This window comes from Knoellia pratensis (assembly GCF_042666395.1).
Lineage (GTDB): Bacteria > Actinomycetota > Actinomycetes > Actinomycetales > Dermatophilaceae > Knoellia > Knoellia pratensis.
The window spans coordinates 182,113-208,585 of record NZ_JBHTDJ010000003.1 but is presented as its reverse complement, the minus strand read 5'-3'; the positions used below and the strand labels follow the sequence as shown (position 1 = coordinate 208,585).

The 26,473-nt window shown below is 68.1% G+C and carries 30 protein-coding genes; 15 read left to right on the top strand and 15 right to left on the bottom strand.

Annotated features, from left to right (window positions below):
* Nucleotides 1-66: 66 nt before the first annotated feature.
* Together ACFQRE_RS10795 and ACFQRE_RS10790 are read right to left on the bottom strand one after the other, a co-directional pair.
* Nucleotides 67-747, bottom strand: a complete 681-nt coding sequence (locus ACFQRE_RS10795; protein ID WP_380122081.1) for a response regulator — start codon at nucleotides 745-747, stop codon at nucleotides 67-69.
* The gene (locus ACFQRE_RS10790; protein WP_380122079.1) at nucleotides 744-1,913 is read right to left on the bottom strand and encodes a sensor histidine kinase; all 1,170 of its coding nucleotides are present in this window, start codon (nucleotides 1,911-1,913) and stop codon (nucleotides 744-746) included. The genes ACFQRE_RS10795 and ACFQRE_RS10790 overlap by 4 nt, the downstream gene beginning before the upstream one ends.
* A gap of 135 nt (nucleotides 1,914-2,048) precedes the next feature.
* Between ACFQRE_RS10790 and ACFQRE_RS10785 the strand changes: the two genes are divergently transcribed.
* Complete coding sequence (locus tag ACFQRE_RS10785; protein WP_380122077.1) at nucleotides 2,049-2,492, top strand: DUF732 domain-containing protein; 444 nt, start codon at nucleotides 2,049-2,051, stop codon at nucleotides 2,490-2,492.
* Between the two features lie 85 nt (nucleotides 2,493-2,577).
* Here the strand turns inward: ACFQRE_RS10785 and ACFQRE_RS10780 are convergent, their stop codons facing one another.
* Together ACFQRE_RS10780 and tdh are read right to left on the bottom strand one after the other, a co-directional pair.
* Nucleotides 2,578-3,183 (bottom strand): LysE family translocator, encoded by a 606-nt coding sequence (locus tag ACFQRE_RS10780; RefSeq protein WP_380122074.1) that lies wholly within the window; start codon nucleotides 3,181-3,183, stop codon nucleotides 2,578-2,580.
* Between the two features lie 44 nt (nucleotides 3,184-3,227).
* Complete coding sequence (gene tdh, locus ACFQRE_RS10775) at nucleotides 3,228-4,268, bottom strand: L-threonine 3-dehydrogenase (RefSeq protein ID WP_380122072.1); 1,041 nt, start codon at nucleotides 4,266-4,268, stop codon at nucleotides 3,228-3,230.
* A gap of 103 nt (nucleotides 4,269-4,371) precedes the next feature.
* On the opposite strand from tdh, the gene ACFQRE_RS10770 reads away from it, so the two are divergent.
* Nucleotides 4,372-4,884, top strand: coding sequence for an SRPBCC family protein (locus tag ACFQRE_RS10770; protein ID WP_380122070.1), 513 nt, complete (start codon nucleotides 4,372-4,374; stop codon nucleotides 4,882-4,884).
* Nucleotides 4,881-5,405 carry a TetR/AcrR family transcriptional regulator gene (locus tag ACFQRE_RS10765; RefSeq protein WP_380122068.1) on the top strand — a complete coding sequence of 175 codons (525 nt, stop codon included), beginning with the start codon at nucleotides 4,881-4,883 and terminating at the stop codon, nucleotides 5,403-5,405. The genes ACFQRE_RS10770 and ACFQRE_RS10765 overlap by 4 nt, the downstream gene beginning before the upstream one ends.
* A 12-nt stretch (nucleotides 5,406-5,417) precedes the next feature.
* On the opposite strand, the gene ACFQRE_RS10760 is transcribed toward ACFQRE_RS10765, so the two are convergent.
* The 3 genes from ACFQRE_RS10760 to ACFQRE_RS10750 all read right to left on the bottom strand — a co-directional run bounded on the left by ACFQRE_RS10760 (nucleotide 5,418) and on the right by ACFQRE_RS10750 (nucleotide 7,497).
* On the bottom strand, nucleotides 5,418-5,915 hold the full coding sequence (locus ACFQRE_RS10760) for a GNAT family N-acetyltransferase (protein WP_380122066.1): 498 nt from the start codon (nucleotides 5,913-5,915) through the stop codon (nucleotides 5,418-5,420).
* Nucleotides 5,916-5,994: 79 nt separating this feature from the next.
* Nucleotides 5,995-6,273 (bottom strand): hypothetical protein, encoded by a 279-nt coding sequence (locus ACFQRE_RS10755; protein WP_380122063.1) that lies wholly within the window; start codon nucleotides 6,271-6,273, stop codon nucleotides 5,995-5,997.
* A 6-nt stretch (nucleotides 6,274-6,279) separates the two neighbouring features.
* Complete coding sequence (locus ACFQRE_RS10750; RefSeq protein ID WP_380122061.1) at nucleotides 6,280-7,497, bottom strand: MFS transporter; 1,218 nt, start codon at nucleotides 7,495-7,497, stop codon at nucleotides 6,280-6,282.
* 131 nt (nucleotides 7,498-7,628) lie between these two features.
* Between ACFQRE_RS10750 and ACFQRE_RS10745 the strand changes: the two genes are divergently transcribed.
* The 4 genes from ACFQRE_RS10745 (at nucleotide 7,629) to ACFQRE_RS10730 (ending at nucleotide 11,759) form a co-directional block, all read left to right on the top strand.
* On the top strand, nucleotides 7,629-8,513 hold the full coding sequence (locus ACFQRE_RS10745; RefSeq protein WP_380122059.1) for a helix-turn-helix transcriptional regulator: 885 nt from the start codon (nucleotides 7,629-7,631) through the stop codon (nucleotides 8,511-8,513).
* Nucleotides 8,514-8,967: 454 nt separating this feature from the next.
* Nucleotides 8,968-9,309: a DUF485 domain-containing protein gene (locus tag ACFQRE_RS10740; RefSeq protein WP_380122057.1), complete on the top strand. Its 342-nt coding sequence runs from the start codon at nucleotides 8,968-8,970 to the stop codon at nucleotides 9,307-9,309.
* Nucleotides 9,310-9,312: 3 nt separating this feature from the next.
* Complete coding sequence (locus tag ACFQRE_RS10735; RefSeq protein ID WP_380122055.1) at nucleotides 9,313-10,977, top strand: solute symporter family protein; 1,665 nt, start codon at nucleotides 9,313-9,315, stop codon at nucleotides 10,975-10,977.
* Nucleotides 10,978-11,222: 245 nt separating this feature from the next.
* Nucleotides 11,223-11,759 carry an AMIN-like domain-containing (lipo)protein gene (locus ACFQRE_RS10730; protein ID WP_380122053.1) on the top strand — a complete coding sequence of 179 codons (537 nt, stop codon included), beginning with the start codon at nucleotides 11,223-11,225 and terminating at the stop codon, nucleotides 11,757-11,759.
* Nucleotides 11,760-11,859: 100 nt separating this feature from the next.
* Here ACFQRE_RS10730 and ACFQRE_RS10725 read toward each other — a convergent pair whose 3' ends face one another.
* The gene (locus tag ACFQRE_RS10725; protein ID WP_380122051.1) at nucleotides 11,860-12,753 is read right to left on the bottom strand and encodes a phenylalanine 4-monooxygenase; all 894 of its coding nucleotides are present in this window, start codon (nucleotides 12,751-12,753) and stop codon (nucleotides 11,860-11,862) included.
* Nucleotides 12,754-13,003: 250 nt separating this feature from the next.
* Between ACFQRE_RS10725 and ACFQRE_RS10720 the strand changes: the two genes are divergently transcribed.
* Both ACFQRE_RS10720 and ACFQRE_RS10715 read left to right on the top strand, forming a co-directional pair.
* Nucleotides 13,004-13,600, top strand: a complete 597-nt coding sequence (locus tag ACFQRE_RS10720; protein ID WP_380122049.1) for a DUF6318 family protein — start codon at nucleotides 13,004-13,006, stop codon at nucleotides 13,598-13,600.
* A 119-nt stretch (nucleotides 13,601-13,719) separates the two neighbouring features.
* Nucleotides 13,720-14,460, top strand: a complete 741-nt coding sequence (locus ACFQRE_RS10715; RefSeq protein WP_380122047.1) for a hypothetical protein — start codon at nucleotides 13,720-13,722, stop codon at nucleotides 14,458-14,460.
* Between the two features lie 40 nt (nucleotides 14,461-14,500).
* On the opposite strand, the gene ACFQRE_RS10710 is transcribed toward ACFQRE_RS10715, so the two are convergent.
* A complete protein-coding gene (locus tag ACFQRE_RS10710) occupies nucleotides 14,501-14,974 on the bottom strand; it encodes a MarR family winged helix-turn-helix transcriptional regulator (RefSeq protein ID WP_380122045.1) in 474 nt (157 codons plus the stop codon).
* Nucleotides 14,975-15,033: 59 nt separating this feature from the next.
* On the opposite strand from ACFQRE_RS10710, the gene ACFQRE_RS10705 reads away from it, so the two are divergent.
* Nucleotides 15,034-15,408, top strand: a complete 375-nt coding sequence (locus ACFQRE_RS10705; protein ID WP_380122043.1) for a cupin domain-containing protein — start codon at nucleotides 15,034-15,036, stop codon at nucleotides 15,406-15,408.
* A 66-nt stretch (nucleotides 15,409-15,474) separates the two neighbouring features.
* On the opposite strand, the gene ACFQRE_RS10700 is transcribed toward ACFQRE_RS10705, so the two are convergent.
* Nucleotides 15,475-16,368, bottom strand: coding sequence for a hypothetical protein (locus ACFQRE_RS10700; RefSeq protein ID WP_380122041.1), 894 nt, complete (start codon nucleotides 16,366-16,368; stop codon nucleotides 15,475-15,477).
* A 191-nt stretch (nucleotides 16,369-16,559) separates the two neighbouring features.
* Between ACFQRE_RS10700 and acs the strand changes: the two genes are divergently transcribed.
* Nucleotides 16,560-18,524 (top strand): acetate--CoA ligase, encoded by a 1,965-nt coding sequence (acs, locus tag ACFQRE_RS10695; RefSeq protein WP_380122039.1) that lies wholly within the window; start codon nucleotides 16,560-16,562, stop codon nucleotides 18,522-18,524.
* 191 nt (nucleotides 18,525-18,715) lie between these two features.
* On the opposite strand, the gene ACFQRE_RS10690 is transcribed toward acs, so the two are convergent.
* Nucleotides 18,716-19,171, bottom strand: coding sequence for a MarR family winged helix-turn-helix transcriptional regulator (locus tag ACFQRE_RS10690; protein ID WP_380122037.1), 456 nt, complete (start codon nucleotides 19,169-19,171; stop codon nucleotides 18,716-18,718).
* Between the two features lie 142 nt (nucleotides 19,172-19,313).
* Between ACFQRE_RS10690 and ACFQRE_RS10685 the strand changes: the two genes are divergently transcribed.
* Entirely contained in the window at nucleotides 19,314-20,486 is a 1,173-nt protein-coding gene (locus ACFQRE_RS10685) for an MFS transporter (RefSeq protein WP_380124238.1), read from the top strand.
* Here ACFQRE_RS10685 and ACFQRE_RS10680 read toward each other — a convergent pair.
* Nucleotides 20,452-21,255 (bottom strand): glycerophosphodiester phosphodiesterase family protein, encoded by an 804-nt coding sequence (locus tag ACFQRE_RS10680; RefSeq protein ID WP_380122034.1) that lies wholly within the window; start codon nucleotides 21,253-21,255, stop codon nucleotides 20,452-20,454. The two genes, ACFQRE_RS10685 and ACFQRE_RS10680, sit on opposite strands and share 35 nt — an antisense overlap.
* A gap of 172 nt (nucleotides 21,256-21,427) precedes the next feature.
* Between ACFQRE_RS10680 and nhaA the strand changes: the two genes are divergently transcribed.
* Together nhaA and ACFQRE_RS10670 are read left to right on the top strand one after the other, a co-directional pair.
* Nucleotides 21,428-22,783, top strand: coding sequence for a Na+/H+ antiporter NhaA (gene nhaA, locus ACFQRE_RS10675; protein WP_380122032.1), 1,356 nt, complete (start codon nucleotides 21,428-21,430; stop codon nucleotides 22,781-22,783).
* A gap of 47 nt (nucleotides 22,784-22,830) precedes the next feature.
* Nucleotides 22,831-23,217, top strand: a complete 387-nt coding sequence (locus tag ACFQRE_RS10670) for a phage holin family protein (RefSeq protein WP_380122030.1) — start codon at nucleotides 22,831-22,833, stop codon at nucleotides 23,215-23,217.
* Nucleotides 23,218-23,359: 142 nt separating this feature from the next.
* Here the strand turns inward: ACFQRE_RS10670 and ACFQRE_RS10665 are convergent, their stop codons facing one another.
* Both ACFQRE_RS10665 and nth read right to left on the bottom strand, forming a co-directional pair.
* Nucleotides 23,360-24,040: an NUDIX hydrolase gene (locus ACFQRE_RS10665; protein WP_380122028.1), complete on the bottom strand. Its 681-nt coding sequence runs from the start codon at nucleotides 24,038-24,040 to the stop codon at nucleotides 23,360-23,362.
* Entirely contained in the window at nucleotides 24,037-24,843 is an 807-nt protein-coding gene (gene nth / locus ACFQRE_RS10660) for an endonuclease III (protein ID WP_380124234.1), read from the bottom strand. The genes ACFQRE_RS10665 and nth overlap by 4 nt, the downstream gene beginning before the upstream one ends.
* A gap of 80 nt (nucleotides 24,844-24,923) precedes the next feature.
* On the opposite strand from nth, the gene ACFQRE_RS10655 reads away from it, so the two are divergent.
* The gene (locus tag ACFQRE_RS10655) at nucleotides 24,924-25,601 is read left to right on the top strand and encodes a Crp/Fnr family transcriptional regulator (protein ID WP_353952425.1); all 678 of its coding nucleotides are present in this window, start codon (nucleotides 24,924-24,926) and stop codon (nucleotides 25,599-25,601) included.
* A 3-nt stretch (nucleotides 25,602-25,604) separates the two neighbouring features.
* Here ACFQRE_RS10655 and ACFQRE_RS10650 read toward each other — a convergent pair whose 3' ends face one another.
* A complete protein-coding gene (locus tag ACFQRE_RS10650; protein ID WP_380122025.1) occupies nucleotides 25,605-26,399 on the bottom strand; it encodes an MBL fold metallo-hydrolase in 795 nt (264 codons plus the stop codon).
* Nucleotides 26,400-26,473 lie beyond the last annotated feature (74 nt).

Sequence of the window (26,473 nt, the reverse complement as noted above, 5' to 3'; positions counted from 1 at the left end):
GACTTCGTGCCCCGCACGGACATGGCGAGCACAGCGAGCGGTGTCCGTGCGCGGCACGAGGTCGGGTCAGTCAGGTCTCTGGCTCCAGCCGGGCTGGACGAGGCCGGACTCGTAGGCGAGCACCACGAGCTGGGCGCGGTCGCGGGCGTGGAGCTTGACCATCGCGCGGCTCACGTGGGTCTTCGCGGTCGCTGGTGACAGAACCAAGCGCGCCGCGATCTCGTCGTTGTTCAATCCTTCGCCGACGAGCCCGACGATCTCACGCTCACGCTCGGTGAGCAGCGCCAGCTCCCGGGACGCGGGCATCGACGTGTCGCGGCTCCGGCTCGCGAACTCGCCAATCAACCGCCGCGTCACCCGCGGACTCAGCAGCGCGTCTCCCCCGGCCACGGCCCTCACCCCGCGCAACAACTCGGTCGGCTCCGTGTCCTTGACGAGGAATCCACTCGCGCCGATCCGCACCGCCTCGAAGACGTACTCATCGAGGTCGAACGTGGTGAGGATGACGACCTTGGTCTCAGCAAGGCTCTCGTCAGCGGCAATTCGTCGCGTCGCCTCCAACCCGTCCGTCCCCGGCATCCGGATGTCCATGAGCACGACGTCGGGCCTGAGCGTGCGCACGAGCTCAACTGCCTCCGCCCCATCGCTCGCCTCGCCCACGACCTCGATGTCGTCCTCGGCGTCGAGCAGCGCCCGCAAACCGGCACGCAGCAGCAGCTGATCGTCGGCCAACACCACGCGGATCATGACGAAACACCCTCTCGCGCAGGCATGCTCGCGCTCACCCGCAGTCCACCGAGCGGCGAGCGATCAAGACGCACAGACCCGCCCAGCGCCCGCGCTCGCTCGGTCATGCCGGAGATCCCGTTGCCGACGACGAGCGTCTCCGGATTGGCGCCGTGCCCGTTGTCCTCGACGGTGACGGTGAGGTCGCTGTCATAGTCGAGCGTGATCGCCGCGCGCGTCGCATAGGCGTGCCGGACGACGTTGGTGATCGCCTCCTGGACGATCCGGTATGCCGCGAGGTCCACGGCCGCGGGCAGCTCACGTTGCGTGCCCGTCCGGGACACCCGCACGTCCAGCCCCGCCGCCTTGCTCCGCTCGACGAGGTCACCCAGAGCCGCCAGGCGCACCGTCGGGGCACGCGGCGCAGGAGCACGGTCCGAGCGCAGGACGTCCACGAGAGAACGCAGTTCGGCGAGCGCCTCACTGCTCGCATCACGGATGGCACGCAGCGCCGGCTCGACGTGTTCGGGCTTCTCGCGCTGCGACAGGTGCAGGGCAACCCCGGCCTGGACGTTGATGAGCGACATGTGGTGGGCGACGACGTCGTGCAGTTCCTGCGCGATGAGCAAACGCTCCTCGCCTTCGCGTCGCGCCACCGACTCACGGTGGGCCGTGCGGGCCGCCGCGAACCGGTCCCGCCGCGCCCGCACCAGCTCCGCCACAGCAAGCGCCACCAGCAACCACGCGACCATCCCACCCGTGCCGGTCCACGACCACTTCGCCTCTGGCGCAACCCATCCACGCGCGATCTGCCCAAGCACCGGTAGCGCAGCCGCACCCCACGCGGCCCAGCGCAAACCGCGAGCGACGCAGATGACGGTGAGGACGGCATACGCGAGAAAGACCGGACCGTAGGGGTAGCCGAGCGCGAGCCACCCGCCGACCGCCGCCCCAGCCGCGATGACGGCGGGCACCGGCCACCGGCGAGCGAGCGCCAGTGACACCGGGCCGACGAGCAACAGCGCGATCCCGAGAGCGTCGATGTCGTGCGTGCCGGCCTGACCGCGGGACGCGCCGAAACTGCCGCCGATCGAGATGATCGCGAGGAAGAGCGGCCCGATGACCCACGCGATCCGCGGCACACGACGCGGCGGACCCCACGTCTGCGCGTCGCGTTCCCAGGGCATGTCGCCAGCGTAGGCACCTCGGGCGCCGCAATGCGGCCTGCGAGAGGAGTGGTTCGAACTACTCCCTGCGGCGTATGCCGTGACTCACCTGCCCCCGTCCCTCCCGGCGCACTCTCGTTGGGTAGCGTCGGCGGCATGTTGACTACGGGGAAGTCCACCACCAAGACCATGTCCATCATCGCTGGCGCTGCGCTGGCTCTCACTCTCACCGCGTGCGGTTCCGACAACGCAGCAGACCCGGGGTCCGGCGACAAGGCATCGTCCACGGGTTCGGCGACCGGGGCGGCCAGCCCCACGACCGGGACCGACACTTCAGGGGACGAGGCGTGGGCCTCGAGGTTCAAGAAGGTCATCCCGCCGCTCGCGGACACCCCTGACGCCCAACTCGTCACGGCCGGCAAGAAGATGTGCGCCGACTTCACGGCCGCGCCCACACCGGTGACGGCCAAGGCGATCATCAAGGACGCCGAGACCACGCTGAAGCTCGACTCCGCACAGGCGAACATGTGGACCGGCGGCGCCGTCGCCCACTTCTGCAACGACCAGGGCACCGCGTTCCTCACCGCCTCGGTCGGCTGACCCCTTTTCGACTTCGTGCCCTTCCCGGACATGGCGAGCCCAGCGTGCCTCGTCCGGGAAGGGCACGAAGTCGGTTCGTCGGGGTTCAGGCCTCGCGCGCCAGCTTGGCGGCGAACCCGACGAGGAACGCCCCACTCACCGCATCGATGACCCGACGGGCCCGGCGGCGCAGCAGCGTCTCGCGCGCTCTGGACGCACCGAGCACGATGAGCGCGAGCCACGCGCAGCCGATGAGCGGGAGCATCATGGCGTGCCCGAGCCAGACCGCCACGGACGCGGTCGGCTCGACGAACTGCGGCAGCAGCGCGAGATAAAACACGAGCATCTTGGGGTTCGTCAGGTTGGTCAGTGCCCCGGTGCGGAAGCCTCGCCCCATCCCGGAGTCAGCGGTGTCGTCGATCTCCGCATAGCGACCCACCACCGCCGAGCGCACGGCACTCACGCCGAGCCACACGAGGTAGGCGACACCTGCCCACTTGATCGCCTGGAACAACGGCTGCACCCGCACGATGAGCGCCCCGACGCCGACCGAAGCCAGCACGCCCTGGACCGCCGAGCCGGCACCCACGCCCAGGACGGTGCCGAGCCCAGCCCGCCTCCCGGCCGCGAGAGTGTTGCGCAGGGTGACGAGCACGTCGACGCCAGGCGTGGCAACAACGGCCAGAACAACGATCAGGTATGCCGCGGTCATGCCTCCCAGCCTCCCACCCCTGACCTGTGCCCGCTTGTTGCGGTTCAGCTCCAGTCGAGGACGACCTTGCCGCACTGGCCCGAGCGCGCGACCTCGAAGGCCTTGGCCCACTCCTCCGCCGGGAAGCGGTGGGTGATGACCGACTGCACGGCCTCGCGCAGTTCGGCGCTCGTGGCGAGCATCGATCCCATGAGATACCAGGTCTCGAACATCTCGCGGCCATAGATCCCGCGGATGGTGATCATGTGGGTGATGACCCGGCCCCAGTCGATCGGGTAGGGGTCCTTGGGCAGGCCGAGCATCGCGACGCGGGCGCCGTGGTTGAGGTTGGCAAGCATGTCCTCGACCGCCTTGGGCGCGCCGGACATCTCGAGGCCGATGTCGAAACCTTCGAGCATCCCGAGCTGCTTCTGGGCCCAGGCGAGGTCCTCGCCGCGACCGACATTGACGCAGAGGTCGGCGCCGGCGCCCTTGGCGAGCGCGAGGCGCTCGTCGCTCATGTCGGTGACGGCGATGCGGCGGGCACCCGCATGCCGCGCGATCGCCACAGCCATGACGCCGATCGGCCCGGCGCCCGTGACGACGACGTCCTCACCGATGACCGGCCACTGCAGGGTCGTGTGGGTCGCGTTGCCGAGCGGGTCGAAGATCGCGCCGAGGTCGGGGTCGAGGTCGGCCGGCTGCACCCAGGCATTCATGGCGGGAATGACGACGTAGTCGGCGAAGGCACCATCCCGATTGACGCCCACCCCAACGGTTTTGATGCAGAGGTGTCGTCGGCCGGCGCGGCAGTTGCGGCAGTTTCCGCAGATGAGGTGACCCTCGCCCGAGACGCGGTCACCGACCTTGATGTGGTCCACGAGCGCGCCGACTTCGGCGACCTCGCCATAGAACTCGTGCCCGATCGTCATCGGCGCCTTCACCACGGAGGCCGCCCAGTCGTCCCACTGTTCGAGGTGGAGATCGGTGCCGCAGAGGCCCGCTCGCAACACGCGGATCTTGACGTCGGCGTCACCACAGGTGGGTTCGGGGACGTCGATGAGCTGGAGGCCTGGACCGGCTTCGGTCTTCACGAGTGCGCGCACGGCACACATCATGCCGCCCCTTGCGCGGCTAACGTTGTTAGCCATACTCTGGAGCTCTCATTGTGGGCTAACAGTGTTAGCCCCAGCAATCCAGGAGACACCCGTGCAGAAGTGGATCATCGCCCTCGCCGCCACCGCCGTCGCTCTCACCGTCGCCGCCTTCGACCTGCACCGTGAAGAGCGCGTCGAGCGGTCCGTCGACATCGCCGCCCCAGCGGACGCGGTGTGGGCAACGCTCACGGACTTCACGGCATACCCGCAATGGAATCCGTTCATGCAGGAACTGAAGGGAACCCCGGAAGTCGGCCAACAGCTGACGGTGCGGATCACCCCGGCCAAGGGAAGCGAGATGACCTTCACGCCGACCGTCCTCGCAGCGACGCCGGGCAGCGAACTGCGCTGGCTCGGCCGGGTCTTCATCCCCGAACTCCTCGACGGCGAGCACGCCTTCACCCTCACGCCCATCCCCGGCGGCGTCCGGCTCACCCAGAGCGAGACGTTCTCGGGCGTGCTCGTGCCGTTCTTCGGCGGCGCCATCGACGTCGGCGATGACTTCGACGCGATGAACCAAGCCCTCCGGGATCGAGTCGAGAGCACCGCTAGCATCGCCCGATGACCTGCCCCGAGGAGTTCGACCCGGCGCGCCTCCTCACGCCGCGAGCACGCGAGGTGCTCGACGCCGCCCGCACCGTGCTCGAGCGGCAGGGCTGGGACACCCTCACCATGCGGGCCCTCGCCGACGAGCTCGGCATCGCGGCGCCCTCGCTCTACAAGCACTTCGCGAGCAAGGACGCACTCAAGACCCAGCTCGTCGCGCTCGCCCTCAAGGAGAACGGCGAGGCCCTGCGCCCCGTCACGACGGTGGCCAGGTTGGTCCGGAGCTATCGCGATCTGGCGAGCGCCAACCCGCAGCTGTATCGCCTCTCGACGTCGGGACCTCTCGACCGAGCCGCCCTCCCACCGGGACTCGAGGAGTGGTCAGGCACACCGTTCTTCGACGCCGCCGGCGACCCTCACCGCGGGCAGGCACTGTGGGCCTCGGCCCACGGCATGGTGATCCTCGAGCTCGACGGACGCTTCCCCACCGGCACGGCTCCCGAGAGCACGTGGAAAGAGCTCGTCCGCCACTTCAGCTGAGTCCGTTGCGCCTCAGGACCGGCGCAGGTCCTTGCCGAAGCAGCGCACGAGCTCGGACTCGGCGTAGTGACCGAACGGCGTCACCCGCTCATAACCCTGCGACTCATAGAGGCCGATCGCATGGGGCTGCATCAGCCCGGTCTCGAGGACCAACCGCTCCACCCCATCGGCGTATGCCGTTGTCTCCAGGAACGCGAGTACCTCACGTGCGTATCCCCGTCCCCTCACCCGCGCTGGCACGAACATGCGCTTGACCTCGGCCACCCGGTCGCCGCCGAAGCGGGCGTCGAGGTCCGGCCGCCAACGCCAACCGCCCATCGCCACCGGCTCATCGGCGCCGTCCACCTCCTCGACTCCGAGGACGAATCGCCCCCGCGGGGAAGCAAACTCTCGCGGATCGACCGGCGACTCGTCGGGAGTGCCGTAGATGACGACATAGTGCGCCTGCACCTCGGCGACCAGCTCCTGGACGCGAGGATCGACGAAGGGCACCTCAACGAGGGTCAGCACCGCGCCATCCTGCCCCAACCGCCCAAGGTGCGGCCACGGCATACCCAAAGTGGTTCGCGAAACGCCTCATGCAGCGAGGTCAGTCCACGACCTCGATGGTGATGTTGGAGCCTTCGAGCCCACTGAGCTCGTCGGCGCTGGCAACGTAGGTCTGGCCCGACCGAAATCGGACAACGGTGTCCTCCACCGCGCCGACGCCATTGGTTTCGGCGGCGCCGGTCGACGAAGCGCTCGGAACAGGTTCCGCACCGGCGGGCGCCGGCTCCCTCGCACACGCGGTGAGGGTGAGCAAGGCGAGCAGGCCACCAGCAATCCCTAGCGCGGTGCGCTTCCCGGGTCGCTCCCACAGTCGTTTCATGGCGGCCTACGGTTTCATGGGGAAGGCCGTGCGACGCCCGACGACCGCGATCGCCAACGCCGCCACGGCGAGGGCGACCATGACGACTGGCAGCACCACCCCATCGAAGATGCTGAGCACGACGGCGCCGAGAATGCCTGCGCCAAAGATCGCGAGGTTGAACGCGACTCCGAGCATCGAGTTCGCGACGTCGGCGTTCGCGCCGCTGGCGATGCTGATGGCGGTCTGCAGCTGAGCCGCCGCGCCACCAAAGGCCAACCCCCACAGGACGATCGCCACGACCACCGTGACGAGCGATCCCTGTCCGACGACGAAGACGACACCAGCGACGATGAACAGGCCAATGCTGGCCAGCACCAACGGGCGTAGCGTGCGATCGATGACGGCGCCGGTGATGCCGATGCCGACCAGCGCCGCAACACCGAAGGTCACGAGTGCGACGTCGACGGAGAGCTGCAGGTCGCTCGAGCGCAGGTAGGCGGAGATGTAGGTGTAGACCGTGTTGTGCGCGAGCATCCAGGCCACGATCACCGCGAGGATCACTGCGACGCCGGGCAGGCGCAGCACGCGCAGCAGGGACATCTGAGAGGTCGCCGCCTGGCCCGGGGCATCGGGGATGAGTGCCAGGGCAAGGACGACCGTGATGAGCGTCAGGATCGTCAGCGCCCCGAAGGACCAGCGCCAGTTCAGCGTCGTCCCGAGCCAGGAGCCGAACGGCGTCCCGACCGCCAGCCCGATCGGGGTGCCGAGCGATGCGATCGCAAGTGCCCTACCGGCATACTCCGGAGCGGTGATGCGGCGGGCGTAGCCCGCGGTGATCCCCCAGATCAGGCCCGAGAAGGCGCCAGCCGCGAAGCGTGCCCCCAGCGACAGTGCGACGTTCCCCGAGAGTGCGGTGATGCCGGTGGCGGCGAGGAACCCCAGCACGGCCACGAGGAACACCGGCTTGCGCCGCATCCCCCGGGTCAGGGCGACAGCGGGAATCGCGGCGATGACCGTGCCCAGTGCGTAGGCGGTGACGAACTGGCCCGCCAGGCCTTCGCTGATGCTCATCCCCGCGGCGATCTGCGGCAGCAGGCCAGCGGGCATGGTTTCGGTGGCGATGAGCAGGAAGCCGACCAGGGCCATGACCAGCAGGGCGGCCCGCGGCAGTCGGGCAGGTTCGGCAACGCCGCCATCGCTGGACTCGATGCCAGGGGCGTGCTGCGCGGCTTGCGTGGACAAGGTGGGAATTCCCTTCGGTCGGTGTCGTCTTCATCCATGACACCGAACTTCCGAGGTCGCAGGAAGTCACCACGAAGAGGTGTACCGGCAGGGCATCCCTCACGCCTGCGCAACGCCTTACGGTGAAACACATGGACAACCGATCCGAGGTCCGCGAGTTCCTCACCACGCGACGCGCCAAGCTCACCCCGCGCGAGGTCGGCCTCCCGGATGTCGGCCAGCGTCGGGTGTCGGGCCTGCGTCGCGGTGAGGTGGCAAACCTCGCCGGCGTGAGCATCGAGTACTACTCCAAGCTCGAGCGCGGTGCCATCGCCGGCGCCAGTCCCTCTGTGCTGGAAGCGATTTCGCGTGCACTGCGGCTCGACGACGCTGAGCGCGAGCACCTCCTCCACCTCGCCCACACCGCGGCGGGGTCCGGCCCGCTGGTCAGCCCCCGACGCCGGGCCCGGGCCGTGTGGACGCCTCCCCCGTCCCTGCAATGGGTTCTCGACAGCATCACCGGCGGCCCAGCCATCGTGCGCAACGGTCGGATGGACCTGCTCGCGACCAACCAGCTCGGTCGGGCAATGCACGCCTCCCTCTACGAACGCGCGAACGGGCCGGTGCCCAACTTCGCCCGCTACACGTTCCTCGATGAGGACTCGCGCATCTTCTACACCGACTGGGAAACCGCCGCCGACACGTGCGTCTCGATCCTTCGCACCGAGGCCGGCCGGGACCCACGGGACAAGCAGATGCACGACCTCGTCGGCGAACTCTCCACCCGAAGCGAGGACTTCCGTCTGCGTTGGGGTCGGCACGACGTGCGCCTGCACGGAGCCGGCACCAAACCCTTCCACCACACCGCAGTTGGCGACCTCGACCTCGCCTACGAAAGCGTCGACATGCTCTCCGAGCCCGGGCTGACGCTCACCATCTACGCCGCCGAACCCGGCTCACGCACCGCCGAGGCTCTGGCCCTCCTGGCTTCGTTGACCGCACCCGCACCAGAGCGGAACGCCCCCAGCCCGCACTGACGCCCGGTCACCCGCGCCTGACCCGACCCACCCAAAAGGCGACTCCGGCGCCGACACAGGCGCCCAGAGAGTTGGCCCAGGTCTCGAAGCCCCACCCGGGGGCCGGTACCGGTGGGATCCGCGGGCACGGCGGGCACGACGGGCGGCAAAGGGCGCGAATCGCCGCTGTTCCACGCTCAGCAGACCTGGGCAGACCGTCGTTTGCCGCCGGCTGTGCTCGGTCGGCCTGGCCCACGAACCCCCATGGCGTATGCCGGCCCACGCGGAGCGTGGGACCCGCGCACAACCGCTCGTCGCACCTCACCTGCCGCTTGGCGCGACGCCCCGGGCCACCGAGCGAAGGTGCGCCCCCATTTGGCGCGAGGGGGTCACGAAGGGGAGCGGACGGCATACCCGAGGATCGACAGTGGGAGTGACCCGGACCCCAACCGGGACCGACCACTGGAGGTGCACCGTGAGCAACGAAGCTCGCACCCACAGCGACGAGGATCCCTACGTCGCGCTGCAAGCCACCGACGAATTCCAGGAACTGCGCCGCAAGTTCCGCGGCTTCGTCTTCCCCATGACGGCGTTCTTCCTCGTCTGGTACTTCGTCTACGTCCTCCTGTCGATCTTCGCGCCCGGCTTCATGGGCACCAAGGTCTTCGGCAACGTCAACATCGGGCTGCTGTTCGGCTTGGGCCAGTTCGTCACGACGTTTGCCATCACCTTCATGTATGCCCGGTGGGCCAACCGCGAACTCGATCCCTTGGCTGATGCGCTGGGTGCTCGACTCGACGGCGAAAAGGAGCACTGAGCCATGACCTCCGTCCTGGGCACCGTCCCCAAGCTCCCCGCCGAGACCGCGGCCGCCGTCGGCTCCCCCGCGCTCAACATCTCGATCTTCATCGGCTTCGTCCTCATCACCCTCGTCATCATCATCAAGCTGGCGTCGGGCAAGAAGTCAGCCGGTGAGTTCTACACCGCGAGCGGCGGCTTCTCCGGTCGTCAGAACGGTGTGGCCATCGCTGGCGACTACCTCTCTGCCGCAAGTTTCCTCGGCATCGCCGGCGCCATCGCCCTGCAGGGTTATGACGGCTTCCTCTACTCGATCGGCTTCCTCGTCGCGTGGCTCGTCGCGCTCCTGCTCGTCGCCGAGCTGATGCGCAACACCGGACGCCTGACGATGGCCGACGTGCTGTCCTACCGCCTCAAGCAGCGCCCGGTCCGCATCGCCACAGCCATCTCGGTGCTGTGTGTGTCGTTCTTCTACCTGCTCGCGCAGATGGCCGGAGCCGGTGGCCTCGTGTCGCTCCTGTTGGGCGTCTCCGGTGAGGCGGCGCAGAACCTCGTCATCGCCCTCGTCGGCTTCGTGATGATCACCTACGTCCTCATCGGCGGCATGCGTGGCACGACCTACGTCCAGATCATCAAGGCGGTGCTGCTCATCGCAGCCACCGCGGTCATGACCGTGTGGGTCCTCGGGAAGTACGGCTTCAACCTGTCGAGCCTGCTCCAGGCCGCGGTCGACAAGAACCCCAAGGTCGGCGAGAACCTCCTCGCTCCCGGCGTGAAGTACGGCGCCTCGACCACGACGAAGATCGACTTCATCTCGTTGTCGCTCGCGTTGGTGCTCGGCACCGCCGGCCTGCCGCACGTGCTGCAGCGCTTCTACACCGTTCCGACCTCGCGGGCGGCACGGAAGTCCGTCGAGTGGGCCATCTGGCTGATCGGTGGCTTCTACCTGTTGACGCTCGTCGTCGGCTACGGCGCTGGCGCCCTCGTCGGTTCCGCCGAGATCAACGCCGCGCCGGGCAAGGCCAACTCGGCCGCGCCCCTGCTCGCGTTCCACCTCGGTGGCTCGCCCCTGCTGGGCATCGTCTCGGGTATCGCGTTCGCCACGATCCTCGCGGTGGTCGCCGGTCTGACGATCACGGCTTCGGCCACCTACGCGCACGACATCTACAAGGAGGTCATCAAGCGCGGCAACTCGACGTCCGACGCGGAGGTCCGGGTCGCTCGCATCTCGGCCGTCGTCATCGGAATCGTCGCGATCCTCGGTGGGATGTTCGCCAAGAGCCAGAACATCGCGTTCCTGGTCGCCCTGGCGTTTGCCGTCGCGGCGTCGGCGAACCTGCCGACGATCCTCTACTCGCTGTTCTGGAAGCGGTTCAACACCCAGGGCGCACTGTGGTCGATCTACGGCGGACTCATCTCGACGATCGGCCTGATCATCTTCAGCCCGGTCGTGTCGGGCAAGGCGCCGCTGGTGCCCGGTGGACCGTCGCCGTCGATGATCACCAACCCGGACACCGACTTCTCGTGGTTCCCGCTCGACAACCCGGGCCTCATCACGATCCCGCTGGCGTTCTTCCTCGGCTGGCTCGGAACGGTCCTGAGCAAGGAGCACAACGCGCAGAAGTACGCCGAGATGGAGGTGCGCAGCCTCACCGGTCATGGCGTGGGCAAGGCCCTCGACCACTGACCCTGGCGCCTCCCGGAGCCCCAACTTTTGCTCCCCATGGTGGTTCCTGAAGGGTCCGGAGGGTTATTCGCCCTCCGGACCCTTCAGTTTTCCTCCGGTCGCCAATTGACGGCGTATGCCGCCCGCGCCCGACCCGCTCCCACCACGCCGGTATCTGCTTGGGCACTTGGGTCTCCTTTTGTGTCAACCGAGGGGGACGGCATACGCGTCTTCTCGGTGTAGGCACACCAACGCAGGAGGACACCATGAACCGCAAGACCATTCGCCGCAGTGCCGCAGCCCTCGCCATCGGCCTCGCTGCCGCCACCGCACCCGCCGCCATCGGCGCCACCACCGCATCAGCCGCTCCGTACTGCGGCATCACCTGGGGATCGCTCGCCAAGACGAACGCCACCATGAACGTCACGTCCGTCGCGGGGCTTCGCGCCGGGCGGCACGACTGCTTCGACCGGCTCGTCATCGACCAGAAGGGCAAGGCCACGGGCTACGACGTCCGCTACGTCTCGGTCGTCACCCAGGACGGCTCGGGCAACCCCGTCCCCGTCGCCGGTGGAGCTGCGCTGCAGGTCATCACCAGGGCCGCGCGCAACACGACCCCGCCGGCCATGCCGAACGTCTCGGGCTTCACGACGTTCCGCCAGGTCAAGTGGGCCGGCTCCTTCGAGGGCCAGTCCACGATCGCCCTCGGAGTGCGGGCTCGGCTGCCGTTCCGGGTCCTCAACTACAACGACACCGCGACCGGCACGAGCCGCCTCGTCATCGACGTCGCCCACAAGTGGTGAACCATTGAGGTGGATCCTGAGCCCCACGCACGAGTCGAGATAGCAAGAAACGCCGGGCGCAGTCAATGCGCCCGGCGTTTCCTCTATCTCGACTTCGCTCTCAGCGAGCGTCGGCCTCGGCACGCAGCTGGGCCGCGAGGTCGTCGTCGACCGCCTCGAAGAACGCACCCACGACGTCCTCGAGCTGGTCAATGCCCTCGGCGCAGAACAGCACCGGCTGATACGCCGTGATGTCGTAGTTGAGCGTGCCCATGTCGACCAGGTCCAGCGCCCGGTGCTCCATGTGCCCGAACTCGTCCATCTCGCCATAGCTCGACAGGATCCCGGCGCCATAGGCCTTGACCTCGCCGTGCTCACGCATGATCCCGAACTCCATCGAGAACCAGAACACGTCGGCGACGAACTTCATCGCGTCATCGGTCTCGAGTCGCAGCGACGCCTTGCCCGCTGCCTCGGTGATGCGCGCGAATCGCGGTGAGGCGAGCTGGTTTCCGTGCCCGATGACCTCGTGGATGATGTCCGGCTCGGGCGTGTAGAGCGGCTGCGATCCGTAGCGGAGGTACTGCGTCGAGTTGAACGTCTTCGCCCCGAGGTCGCCATAGAAGTCGCGCAACGGCACAAGCCCCGGCGCTGCCACGTAGGTCCATCCGGTCAGCGGCTCCAACCGCTCACTCACCTCGTGCAGCTGTGGCACGTGCTCGGTCGGCAGTCCCAAGGCGTGCTTGGCCGTGAGGTACTCACTGTGCGCGTACTTCTCGTGCTTCGGCGCGAGCTCGTGGCTGACGGTCCGCCAGATCTCGTGCTCGGCCTCGGTGTAGGCGATCTCCGGGATCGGCTCACCCCGCGTCCAGGACAGCGCGGCGCCGGCGATCTCACCGCGGCGTGCCATGTAGGCGGCGTCATTGCGCCCCGGGTGGTTGTCACTCAGGTGAACCTCGACAGTGCCGTCGTCGTGCATGGTCACGGGCGAGTACAGCTGGCCTTCTTCGAACATGGCCCACCTCCTTGTGGTCGTGTTGACCTCAGGGAACCATTCGACAGCGCAAAGCGACACCGTTGCCGGACACGCTGGGCACAGAGTGCACGTTCCGACCATCCTGAGGGACGGCATACCTCACATTTTGTCCAACAGCCCAACGACGGCGTATGCCGCCCGCTCGCCCCTGTGGACAACTCAAGTCGCGTGTTGCCCCTCTTTCTTTAGAATGGCCTGAGTCCTTGACACACGACGGGTGGGGAAATCCGTGAACAAGACCTGGGGTCGCACTGCGGCCATGTTGTCCATCACCGCGCTGGCCTTGGCCGGCTGCAGCGACAAGGACGAGCCGAGCACCACGCCAACGCCGACTGCGTCGAGTCCCTCGGCATCGCCGTCAGGTTCTGGTTCGCCGAGTTCGTCGCCGACCACGAGTCCATCTCCCTCGACGAACGCGAGCGTCCCGACAGCAGCCCGGGCCCGCACCGAAGCCGGCGCCGTGGCGTTCCTCAACTTCTTCGTCGCCGAAGTCAACCGCGGTCAGACGGCGCCCGGCACGGTGGACCTGTTCTCGATCAGCGACAAGGCCTGCATCGCCTGCAAGAAGTTGCAGACCAGCCTGCAGGACTACGTCGACAACGGCTGGCTGGTGAAGCAAGCGCCGGTTCAGATCCATGAGCCTGCCCTCGCCAACGCCGCCACGAGTGAGCGCGTGATCATCAACTTCACGTATGAGCAGTTGCCGGTTGACTACTACAAGGATGGCTCCTCGCAAGGCAAGCTCGACGCGGCCAAGACCAAGAATGCCGCCGCGATTCGGTGGATCAGTGGTGCTTGGCAGATGTACGGCATGGAGGAACTGTGAGGCGCGCGGGGTGGATCGCCACCCTCCTGCTGACGTTGTCCCTTTTTGCCTTCGCGCCATCGGCAAACGCAGACAAGAAACCTGGCACCGGAGGAACATTCACTGGTGACGGCACGAAGGTGACACTCACGCTTGAGGAGCTCAGGAAGGCGAGGGACGACGCCGCCCAGGCCGTGGGGAAGCCCGGGCCACGCTGGCAGTACAAGACCCGCATCAACTGCAACCAGGGCGACGCCAACGCGGGGTGCGGCACTGCGGCCGCTGCCTGCACCAACGGCCAGTTCCAGGCCGTGGTGCTGCGTCGTCTGGTGAACCCCGACGGGACGCCTGTCACCCAACCCGAAGGACAGTGGGCCGAGTGGGGCGTCACGTGTTTCCCGGACATGTTGCCCGGCAGCAACCTGCCGACGATGGCTCAGATCATGCAGGCCTTCCGCGACGTGAACTTCACCAAGGGCGACCTCAAGATCCAGCCCGTCGGCAACGTCACCCTCGTCAACCTGCCGACCTACTTCGAGGCCACGTGGCCCGAGGCTGGCGTCGGACCCGATGAGATCGACGCGACTCCGCTGCTCGGCTATCGACTTGAGATCCAGGCCGAGGCCCGCTCGCTCACCTACGTCTACGGCGACGGCAACTCCAGTGAGCCCACGACATCCCTCGGTGGCCCTCACCCGAACGGCGACATCCGCTGGACCTACACCAAGCCCGGTGTCATGCCGACTCGGCTCGACACGACCTATGGTGGCCGGTTCCGCCTCAACGGCGGCCAGTGGATCGCCATCCCCGGCACTGTCGACGTGCAGGGCACACCCGTGAATCTCACTGTTCGTGAGGCAAAGGCCCGCCTCTACAAGTGAGTCGACGAACCATGTTGCCGGGGCACCTGTCGCCGACTGCTCACAGGTAGAGCGCGCGCAACTCCTTGTCGAGGCCGCCGGGCGCGGCTTCAGCCATCTCGTTGAGGATCGACCGGAAGGTGTCACGCGCGTCTGCCCCGTGGCGCCGCGCCACCCCGACCTCGAAGCGTCGATGGAAGGCTCGGGCTGCGGCGATGGCACCACGCCCCCGCTCGCTCAGTTCAACCAGTCGGGCTCGGGCGTCTCCGGGGTCGGGGGTCCTCACGACGTACCCCCGGGACTCCATGTCGGCGATCACCTGCGCCGCCCCCTGCGGGCTGATCTCGAGCAGCATCGCGAGTTCGCTGACCTTGCGCGACCCCTGCGAGAGGACCCGCATCACCACACCATCCGAGCGGCCGAGGTCGTCGAAGCCGTGAGTGGCCATGTCGTCGTGCAGCTGCCGGACGAAGCCTTGGTAGCCGAGCAGCACGAGAATGCCGAGATCGGGAACTGGTTGCGCGGAATCAGTCACTCCTGCATGATAGCCAAGCCCACTTGCACAAGTGGACTTGTCTACTTCGGAGGAACACCATGCAGCTCAACACCGCCGCTGACGCACCGGTCTTCAACCTTCCCGGCGTGCAGTTCACCGCCCTCGCCTCACCCAGCCTGGGCTCACCCCAGACCTGCGTCTGGCAGCTCGACGTCGAGGCGGGGTTGGTCGGCGACCGCTCGCACACGCTGGACCACGACGAAGTGTTCGTCGTGCTCGACGGCCGGGTGCAGATCACCCCCGGAGGCGCCGAGGTCAGTGCCGGTGACACCGCCGTGATTCCGGCCGGTGAGGCCATCGCCCTCAGCAATCCGAGCGACGCACCGGCCCGTCTGATCGTCGCGATCCGCTCAGGGTTCGTCGCCACGATGGCCGACGGCACCTTGGTCGGCACCCCGCCCTGGGCGGCCTGACTCCTTCGACGTACCGACAATCCGGCCGAACGGCATACGGGTATCCAGCCCGCTCGGGTCAGGCGGTCAGCTCGCCTTGGTGCGTTGACGCTTGACGAGTGCGGCGGCCACAACAAAGGCAATCGCCAGCACGACCGCGAGCCAGATCCAGCCTGTATAGGCACGGGCCGACGCCTCGACAATGTCCGACCAGTTCTCGCGCAGGTACTTCACGAACTCGCTCCCGACCACCTTCGCCGCCTCGAGCGGGTCATCGCCGAGCACCCCTGGGCTCAGCTTGAACCAACCGGCGCGCAGCCCTATGGCGATGAGCACCGCACCGAGCCAGGTCACCACGACTCGCACCAGAGCGAGGATCGTGGGGGCCACTCGGTCCTTGCTTGCGATCCAGAACGGCAGCGCGACCGCCACGGCGAGGAGCGGACCTCTCCCCCACGTCGCCGGCGACAATCCAGCCACCATCGCGAGGAACGTCGCCACGGCCACGGGCCCACCGTGAGCGCGGGCTCCGACCCACAGGCCAAGAAGAAGTCCCAACCCGGCCAGTGCCGCGAGGGCCGTCCGCTCTCCCGGAAGTCCCGGGCCCACACCCGTCATCACCCAGCCGAGAGCGGTCAGCCCGAACGCGATGCCGAAGCGCGGCCAGGGGGCCGTCACGAGAGCGGACACGACCGCAGCACCGACGAGGGTGCCGAGGAAGAGGAACGAGCCCTCCTTTGCGCTGACGGGCAGGGTCATCCACTCGCCAGTGCCGGAGAACGCGACAGGCCACCACAGGATGGCGGCCAAGACCATGCCGGCGAACGGCCACATCCGCTTGATGAGCGCCATCCAGTCGCGAGGGACCGAGGTTGTCTCGGTCGCCGCGGCCTCGCTCGTCGCGGCCGGCACGGTGCTCGCGCCGGTCGAGGTGGTGACGGCGTCAGCTCTGACGTCGGCGTGAGTCTCTGCTTCGCCCATGGAAGGTGAGGTTACTGCGGGTCAGCGGTGGATGGTGCGAGCGTGTGCCGCTCGTCGCACCGTCCGTCGCAGGTCACCCGCCTCCGGGCGACGAGGACCGGACCCACTGTTGATGCGCGGGGCCGAACAGGGTTGGCTGAGCACCAAGCAGTGTTGTGCATCACGCATTCCCCAACGACGAGGAGCCCGAAGTGACCGACGAGAACCTCTCCAGCCACCTGGCCGAGCTCGACCTCTCCCCGAGCGACGAGCTCAAGGCGCAGGCCAACGGCACCGAGGCGCTCTATGCCGAGGCCGACGCCGACTACGAGGCCTTCTGGGCACGTCAGGCCCGCGAGCGCATCACGTGGAGCAAGGACTTCGACCAGACCCTCGACTGGGGCGGCGCTCCGTTCGCGAAGTGGTTCGTCGGTGGCGAGCTCAACGTCGCCTACAACTGCGTCGACCGCCACGTCGAGGCCGGCAACGGCGACCGCGTCGCCATCCACTTCGAGGGCGCCGGTGGCGACACCCGGACGATCACGTATGCCGACCTGCTGGCTGACGTGTCCCGCGCAGCGAACGCTCTCATCGAGTTGGGTGTGAAGACCGGCGACCGGGTCGTCATCTATCTCCCGATGATCCCTGAGGCCATCGCCACGATGCTCGCGTGCGCCCGTCTCGGTGCACCGCACTCCGTGATCTTTGGCGGCTTCTCGGCCGAGGCCCTGCGCACCCGCATCAACGATGCCGAGGCCAAGGTCGTCATCACGTCCGACGGTCAGTGGCGACGCGGCAAGCCGGCTCCCCTCAAGGCGGCCGTCGACGAGGCCCTCGCCGGTGGAGACACGCCCGTCGAGAAGGTCCTCGTCGTCAAGCGCACCGACTCCGAGGTCGAGTGGACCGAAGGCCGTGACGTGTGGTGGCACGACCTCGTCGACACGCAGAGCCCCGAGCACACGGCCGAGCCGATGGACGCCGAGCACCCGCTCTTCATCCTCTACACCTCCGGCACCACCGGGAAGCCCAAGGGCATCCTCCACACGACGGGCGGCTACCTGACCCAGACGGCATACACCAATGCCGTTGTTCACGACCTGCACCCGGAGTCGGATGTCTACTGGTGCACCGCCGACATCGGTTGGGTGACGGGTCACTCCTACATCGTCTACGGGCCGCTCGCCAACGGTGCGACACAGGTCCTCTACGAAGGCACGCCGGACACCCCGCACCAAGGCCGCTGGTGGGAGCTCATCGAGAAGTACAAGGTGTCGATCCTCTACACGGCGCCAACCGCGATCCGCACGTTCATGAAGTGGGGCGACGACATCCCCGCGAAGTTCGACCTGTCATCGGTGCGCGTCCTCGGCTCGGTCGGTGAGCCGATCAACCCCGAGGCGTGGCTCTGGTACCGCAAGAACATCGGCGGCGACAAGGCCCCGATCGTCGACACGTGGTGGCAGACCGAGACCGGCGCGATCATGATCAGCCCGCTCCCCGGTGTCACGACGCTCGAGCCCGGTTCGGCGCAGCGTCCGATCCCCGGCGTCAGCGCCGAGATCCTCGACGACGACGGCAAGCCGTTCACCGAAGCCGACAAGGTGGGCTACCTCGTTCTCACCAAGCCGTGGCCGTCGATGCTGCGCGGCATCTGGGGCGACCCGGAGCGCTACAAGGAGACCTACTGGAGCCGCTTCGGCGAGAAGTACTACTTCGCCGGTGACGGTGCGAAGTACGACGCCAAGGGCAACATCTGGCTCCTCGGTCGCGTCGACGACGTCATGAACGTCTCCGGTCACCGCCTCTCGACCGCCGAGATCGAGTCGGCGCTCGTGTCGCACCCGTCCGTGGCCGAGGCCGCCGTCGTCGGTGCATCGGACGAGACGACCGGTCAGGCCGTCGTCGCCTTCGTGATCCTGCGCGGCGGCTCGCAGGACCGCGGTGACGAGACGGTTCAGGAGCTGCGCAACCACGTGGCCAAGGAGATCGGGCCGATCGCCAAGCCGCGTTCGATCATGGTCGTCCCCGAGCTGCCCAAGACCCGCTCGGGCAAGATCATGCGCCGCCTGCTCAAGGACGTCGCCGAGAACCGCGACATCGGCGACGTCACGACCCTGGCCGACTCCTCGGTCATGAACCTCATCCAGCAGGGCCTGTCCAAGGACTCCTCCGACTGACCCGACACACCCTCGACTTTGTGCCCCAAACGGACACGCTGACGGAGCCCTTCGGGCGACGGTGCGTGTCCGTTTGGGGCACAAAGTCGGTCTGGGGTCTGGGTGCCAGGTCAGGCCCAACTGCGACTTCGTGCCCGATACGGACATGCGACGGCAGCGAGCCTGTCCGTATCGGGCACGAAGTCGGTGGTTCAGCGGGCGGTGAGGCCGGTGAGCTCGGGAAGGGCGGCGACGAGGTCGGCGAGTTCCGGCGTCGCCTCGGCCGCGTCCACCGCAGCGGCCAGCGCGCGGTCGTGCGTCGGCCGGGCCTTCCTGAGCAGGGCCCGACCCGGGGCCGTCAGCTCTGTGTAGATCCCACGCCGGTCGTCATCACAGAGGATGCGCGTCAGCAGCCCGCGGTCCTCGAGTCGGTTGACGAGGCGCGTCGACGCGCTCGGTGACAGGGCTGCGGCCCGGGCCAGCTGCGACATGCGCATGTGCCAGCCGTCCTGTCGCGACAGCGAGTCGAGGACGCTGAACTCGACGACCGACAGGGCGTGCTTCTCCTGCAGTGCGCGCTCGAGCTCGGACTCGATCATCTGGTGCAGAGCAGCCAGTCGGCGCCAGCCCTGGGACCGGATCTGCACGGCGTCGTCGGAGATACCCATGGCCCAATAGTAGCGCTTGCAATATCCAGCGCATGCAACTAACGTCACCTCAGTAGTTGCACACGCGCTATATTTCGTCTCGGAAGGAACTGCAGTGGCGTCCATGCTCACACTGCCTGAAGAAGCGACCACGACGCGGCGTATGCCGCTCGGCTTGCTTGCGCTCGCCGTGGGCGGCTTCGGCATCGGGCTCACCGAGTTCGTCATCGCCGGACTGCTCCCCGAGGTGGCCCGTGACTTCGACGTCACCGAGACCGCGGCCGGCTGGCTCATCTCCGGCTACGCCCTCAGCGTCGCCGTCGGCGGTGTCGGCCTCACCCTCGCCGCGGCCCGACTTCCCCGCAAACAGGTCCTCATCGGCCTCATGGTGCTGTTCATCATCGGCAACCTGCTCTCGGCCGTCGGCGCGAACTACACCGTGATGATGATCGGCCGGATCGTCGCCGCCCTCTGTCACGGCGCCTTCTTCGGCATCGGCTCCGTCGTCGCCGCCAGCCTCGTGACCAAGGAGCGCGCGGCCAGCGCCATCGCGCTGATGTTCGCCGGGCTCACCACGGCCAACGTCCTCGGCGTCCCGCTCGGCACCCTCCTCGGCCAGGCCTATGGCTGGCGCTCGACCTTCTGGGCCATCACCGTCATCGGCGCCCTGGCACTCGTCGCCATTGCCGCACTCGTGCCCGCATCGGTCAACAACCGCACAACCGAAGGCGCAGCCGGAGACGCAAGCCAGCCGACCGGCATACGCCATGAGTTGTCTGCCTTTGCGAACCGCCAGGTGTGGTTCTCGCTGCTCGTGACCGTCCTCGGGTTCGGCGGAATGTTCGGCGCGTTCACCTACATCGCTTTCACGCTCACCGAGGTCTCCGGCTTCTCGAGTGGCGCCGTGCCGTGGCTACTGGTCCTCTTTGGCGTCGGCACGACCATCGGCAACATCCTGGGCGGACGCGCGGCCAACCGATCCGTCCCGCGCACCCTCCTCACCGTACTCGCCGTCCTCACTGTCGTCATGATCGGCTTCGCTCTCACCGCCGAATCGCAGTTCGCCACAATGGTTTCGCTCGTCCTCATGGGGGCGTTCGGGTTCGCGACCGTGCCGGGTCTGCAATTGCGGGTCATGACGTATGCCGGTTCCGCGCCGACGCTTGCCAGTGGCGCCAACATCGCGGCGTTCAACGTGGGCAACGCCCTTGGCGCCTGGCTTGGTGGAGTGACGATCGCCGCCGGATTGGGCTACGTCTCGACGATCTGGGCCGGTGCGGCGATGGCTGCGGCCGCCCTCGTCACCCTGCTCGTCGCGGAGCGCGTTCGGTCGTGAACGTCGGGAATGATGGCATTGGCTCCCAGATCCCGCGGCGAATGTACTTCTCCCGCAACAGATCTGGGCGATCCGTGATGATGCCGTCGACGCCAGCGTCGAGGAGGCGGTCCATCAGGAGCGGTTCGTCGACGGTCCAGACAATGACGCGTATGCCGTGTGCGTGCGCCTTGTCGACGAGCCGGTCGACGAACACCGGTACCCGCCCCAGGGACACCGGCACGTGGGCGAACTCGGCGGTGCGCACCCACCGCGGAGCGCTCACGCCGGCCCGGGCGCAGGAGATGAGCGTGGTGAGGGAGCGCCAGCCGAGGGCCGTGTGGGCGTGGGGTGCCAACTCTCGAAGGCGCCGCAACCAGCCGTCCCAAGCGCCGGCGACACAGACACGCTCGCCGACAGATCGGCGCGCGAGCACCCGAGCCATCGGTGCGATCGCGTCGGCTTCCTTGAGGTCCACGGTGAATCTGGAGTGAGGGAAAGCCTCGAGCGCCTCGGACAGGGTGACGATCGGTTCGCCGCCCACGCCGAGCCGGCGCAACTCGGCCATCGAGCGGTGGCGCACGGGACCACGCGCAGTCGTCACTCGGTCGAGGGTCTCGTCGTGGAAGCACGCGAGCTGACCGTCACTCGTGAGGCGGACATCGGTCTCGAGATAGCGGATGCCGAGGGCCGTCGACCGCGCGAACGCGGCCAACGTGTTCTCGGGTGCGAGTCCTGCACCACCGCGGTGGGCGATGGCGAGTGGGCCGACCTGCGAGGGGTACGCCATGCCACCCATGGTCGCGAGGCGAGATGGACCACGGATGACGCGCACACGGCATACCGCCTACTGTTCACCTACAGTTCGGCGGACCGGCGGCGGCGACAGCGCCGGTAGAATGGACGCCAGGTGCGCCGGGAAGTCTGGTCGGCAACGTTGCCACCGACCCCGAAAGGGCCTCATGACCACCCGCAAGGACCAGGACCGTCTCTTCCGTCGACCGACGTGGATCGAGACGCAGGTCGTCACCAAGGCGTTGCGCACCGAGACCGTCGGCGGCGCGATCCTCCTCATCGCCGCCGTCGCCGCTCTCGTCTGGGCCAACTCGCCGTGGCGTGATGCGTATGCCGCGCTGCGCGACTTCCGAGTGGGATTCGAGCCCTGGCACCTGGAGCTGTCGCTCGGGCAATGGGCAGCCGACGGGTTGTTGGCGATCTTCTTCTTCGTGGCCGGGCTCGAGCTGAAGCGTGAGTTCCTCGTCGGCGACCTGCGTTCGCCCTCCAGGGCTGCGGTGCCGGTCATCGCGGCGGCGGCGGGGGTTGCGGTGCCGGCGATCGTCTTCACGGTCGTGGTGCTCGTGGGTGGCGGCGACTCGGAGTCGCTGCGCGGCTGGGCCGTCCCGACCGCGACGGACATCGCCTTCGCCCTCGCGGTGCTCGCCGTCATCGGGTCGCATTTGCCGTCGGGGCTGCGCTCGTTCCTGCTGACGCTTGCCGTGGTCGACGACCTCATCGCCATCACGATCATCGCGATCTTCTACACATCCGGGCTCGACGTGGCTGCCTTGTTGTTGGCGCTCGTGCCGCTGGCGGCGTTCGGGTTCCTCGTCCAACGGCGGATCGCCATCGTGTGGCTGCTCGTCCCCCTGGCGTTCGCAACGTGGGCCCTCGTCCACGCCTCGGGGATCCACGCGACCGTCGCCGGCGTGCTGCTCGGGCTCATCGTCCCGGTCAAGCCGCGGGCGAGTGTGCCGTCCGTGTCGACGTTGTCGGCGGAGACCGATGTGGCGCACCGGTTCGAGCACCGGCTCCGGCCCCTCTCAGCAGGTGTGGCCGTGCCTGTGTTTGCCTTCTTTGCGGCCGGTGTGACCGTCGTCGGTGGAGGCGTCGGCGAGGCCCTGCGTGACCCGGTGGCGATCGGGATCGTCCTCGCCCTCGTCCTGGGCAAGGTCATCGGCGTGCTGGGGAGCACCTTCGTCATGGCCCGCTTCACCCGCGCCGAACTCGACGACGACCTGTCTTGGAGTGATGTCGTCGGACTGTCCCTGCTCACCGGCATCGGCTTCACTGTGTCGTTGCTCGTCGGAGAGCTGGCCTTCGGCCCCGGGTCCGAGAACGACGAACACGCGAAGCTCGCCGTCATCGCCGGCTCCGTGCTCGCCGCCGTCCTCGCCTCCATCGTGCTGCGTCGGCGCAATGCGATCTATCGCCGGATCGAGCAGGAGGACAACGTCGATGACGACGGCGACGGCGTGCCCGATGCCTTCCAGGACCGGCCCGCGGTGGACCCGGAACCGCGATCGGATACCACTCGGTAAGGTCGGGACAGTCGCACCAGCCCGTCACAACCTGCAAAGGTGAGCGCATGACAACCGAAACCGGACCCGAGCGGACCATCGGCCAGCTCGTCGCAGATGCCACCCATGACGTGCAGGGCATCGTCCGCAGCGAGATCGCCCTGGCCAAGGCCGAGGTCTCCTCCGGCGCCAAGGTCATGAGCAAGGGTGTCGGCCTCCTCGCAGGGGCGGCCTTCCTCGGCCTGCTCGGCCTGATCTTCCTGTTCCACACCCTCGCTCGCGTCATCGCCGAGTGGCTGCCCGTGTGGGCCGGCTACGGCATCGTGACGCTGGTGCTCTTCATCGTCGCCGGCGTGCTCGGACTTCTCGGCAAGAACGCCCTGGCCAAGGCGAAGCCGGCGCCGAGCCGCGCCATCGCCGAGGCCCAGCAGACGATCGCCACCCTCAAGTCCTGACCCAAGGCTTGCGTCCGGCAGTGTGGCGGGTATGCCGCTGAGTTGCCGCGCGCTGTCGCCGCACCTTTCGACTTCGTGCCCCGCACGGACACGAGGAGCGCAGCGACGTCGTGTCCGTGCGGGGCACGAAGCCGGTCTGTGGTCAGTTGCGGTTGCGCATCCAGTCGGACAGCACGTGCTCGGGGATGGGGCGTTCGACTTCCGGGTCCCACGGCTGGGCCAGTCCCGCCAGGTCGAAGACCGCACCGAGGAGCAGCGCCGTGAAGCCCCACACGAACAAGCCGCCCGCCTCGAACCCCGGCCCGCGATAGCCGGACGGGTGCGCGACGGTGAATCGGCGAGCCGGGTCGACGAGGTCAGCGACCGAGACCCGCTCGACCCGCTCCACCTCGGCCGGATCGACCACGCGCACGTCGCCCGGCGTCGGCCACCAGCCGAGGACCGGCGTCACGGCGTTGCCGCTCGGGGTGAGGAACAGTGCAGGCATCTCCGCGACGACGTCGACCGTGGCGGGGTCGACCCCGACCTCTTCCTCGGTCTCGCGCAACGCCGCCTCGACCGGTCCGGCATCCGTCGCGTCCACCCGACCTCCGGGGAACGACACCTGCCCCGGGTGGGCGCGCAGGTCGCGGGATCGCGCCGTCAGCACGACGTCCGAGCCTCCATCCACCGAGGGCGCAAAGAGCATGAGCACCGCCGAGCGACGATCGGGGTCCTCCGGCGGCTTGAAGGTGGCGAAGGCCGCGGGCAGCTCGTCGCCCACCGAGGCGAGCACCCGGGCCATCCACTCGGGCCGGGGCGCACCCGCGAGAGGTGCACTCACGCCGTCTCCGCCGCTGCAGAATCCAGACGCAGCTCACCCGGCAAGGGGCCGGGCGGAGGGGTGGGCAGCTCCGCACCAGGCGCCAACTCGTACTTGAGCAGCTTGCGCGCCGTCGCCGGGTCGGTTTCACCCTCCCCGTAGGACGGGCACCACTGCGACACCGGGCACGCCCCACACGCCGGCCGACGCGCGTGACAGGTGCGCCGCCCGTGGAAGATCAGGACGTGGCTGAGCATCACCCAGTCCTTGCGCGGGAAGAGCGCCCCAATGGCGTGCTCGACCTTGACCGGGTCGGTCTCCTCGGTCCAGCCAAAGCGGCGCACCAGCCGCCCGAAGTGCGTGTCCACCGTGATGCCAGGCACCCCAAAGGCATTGCCCAGCACCACGTTGGCCGTCTTGCGCCCCACCCCGGGCAGGGTCACCAGATCCTTGAGCCGTGGCGGCACCTCGCCACCGAACCGGTCAACGAGCGCCTGGCTCAACGTGATGACCGAGTTGGTCTTGGCTCGGAAGAAGCCCGTCGGCTTGAGCACGGCCTCCATCTCCTCGCGGTCCGCGGCCGCGAGCGCCTCGGCAGTGGGCCACCGACGAAACAGCTCCGGCGTCACCTTGTTGACCGTGACGTCCGTCGTCTGGGCCGACAACACCGTCGCGAGCAGCAGCTGGAGCGGCGTCTCGAAGTCGAGCTCGGCATGCGCATACGGGTAGCGATCCACGAGCGCTCGGTAGATCTTGCGGGCCCGCCGCGTACGTGCGACAGGTGACTCAGCGGCATACGAAAGGGGGGTGGCAGGCACGCGCAACAGACTACGGCGAGGCACTGACCGCAACCGGACCTCACCAGACCCCGCGGCACACCCACGGCTCGTGGCACACTGGCGCCGTGAATCACGACGTCGTGCGCAAAGCCCCGCTCTTCGCGGCTCTCGATGACGAGACCGCCGACAGCCTCATCGCGTCCATGACGCCCCAGCACATGGAGCGCGGTGACATCCTCTTCCGCGAGGGCGACTCCGGTGACCGGCTCTATGTCATCGGCGAGGGCAAGATCAAGCTTGGCCGCTCCTCGCCCGATGGTCGCGAGAACCTCCTCGCCATCCTCGGCCCGGGTGAGATGTTCGGCGAGCTGAGCCTGTTCGACCCCGGTGCCCGCACGGCCACCGCGACCGCTGTGGCCGAGACCCAGATCGTCGGACTCACCAACGAGCAGCTCAAGACGTTCCTCGCGGAGCGTCCCGGTGTTGCCGCCACGCTGCTCGCCGCCCTGGCCCGCCGCCTGCGCCGCACCAACGAGTCGCTTGCCGACCTCGTCTTCACTGACGTCCCCGGCCGTGTCGCCAAGGCCCTGATCGACCTGGCCGAACGCTTCGGTCGCCCGGTCGACGGTGGCGTCATGGTGAGCCACGACCTCACCCAGGAGGAGCTCGCCCAGCTCGTCGGCGCCTCCCGCGAGACGGTCAACAAGGCGCTGGCCGACTTCGCAACCCGCGGTTGGCTCAAGCTCGAGGCCCGCGCCGTGCTCGTCCAGGACATGGAGCGTCTCCAGCGCCGCGCGCGCTGACTTTCAGCTCACCCCGAGGTAGTCCAGCTGCGCTCGGATGCTCATCCTCGCCGCCGGCCACACGTCACGCGGCACGTCCGCATAGACCCGCTTGAGCACGCCCTCGACCGGGTCCGGCTCCTGTGCCGCCCCACTTGTGAGGGCCTGGCGCACCTGCTCGAGCCGTTCCTGCCGGTGGGTCCGATAGAAGGCGACCATCGCTGCGGCGTCGGGGACCACGGGACCGTGGCCGGGAAGGATGCTGGTCACCTCGCCCTTGCCCGTCAGGTTCGCCAGTCTTTCCAAGGACTGCAGGTATGCCGTGAGCTCACCATCCGGGTGCGCCACCACTGTGGTGCCCCTCCCGAGGACGGTGTCGCCGGTGAGCAGCGCGTGGTCGGAGGCGAGCGCGAAGGACACGGAGTCGCTCGTGTGCCCCGGGGTGGCGACGACGCGGACCTCGAGAGCGCCGGCAGTGATGACGTCACCGTCAGCGAGGTCGTTGTGGCCGCGTCCGACGGCGCGGGTCGGTGCGCCGGTGAGCTCGGCGAAGCGCGGGGCTGCCTCGGCGTGGTCGTCATGCTTGTGGGTGAGCACTGTGAGGGTGACGCGGGCGCCAGCATCGGCGACCACGCGGCATACGCGCTGGAGGTGGCCCTCGTCGAGCGGGCCCGGGTCCACCACCACGGCTTCTGTGCCACCGGGCTCGAGGAGCACCCACGTGTTCGTGCCCTCCAGAGTCATGGGCCCTGGGTTGGGCGCGAGGACACAATGCGCCCGGGTCGTGATCTGCCCACCACTCCAGCTCGGTTCAGCCATGTCCCCACCCTGCCACCCACACCAGGACCGTGAGCCGATGGACATGCAGTGGTCCAGCCGGTCCCGGTCTTGAG